Consider the following 325-nt stretch of genomic DNA (forward strand, 5'->3'; position numbering starts at 1 on the left):
GTCGATCTTGACGACCTGGCCCGGCCGCAGCTCGCCGTAGAGGATCTTCTCCGACAGCGTGTCCTCCAGCTCGCGCTGGATCGTGCGGCGCAGCGGACGGGCGCCCATCACCGGGTCGTACCCCCGGTCGGCCAGCAGCTGCTTGGCGGCCGGGGTCAGCTCCAGGCCCATGTCGCGGTCCTTCAGACGCTCGGCCACCTGGGCGAGCATCAGGTCCACGATCTGGATGATCTCCTTGGGCGTGAGCTGGTGGAAGACCACGATGTCGTCGACGCGGTTGAGGAACTCCGGCCGGAAGTGCTGCTTGAGCTCCTCCTGCACCTTG

At 67.4% G+C, this 325-nt stretch carries 1 pseudogene; it reads right to left on the bottom strand.

The features are described 5' to 3' along the window. Positions 1-325 (bottom strand): annotated as a pseudogene (locus FLV34_RS39970) (ATP-dependent Clp protease ATP-binding subunit); the annotation flags it as partial.

This window comes from Microbispora sp. CSR-4, from assembly GCF_008033685.1.
Lineage (GTDB): Bacteria > Actinomycetota > Actinomycetes > Streptosporangiales > Streptosporangiaceae > Microbispora.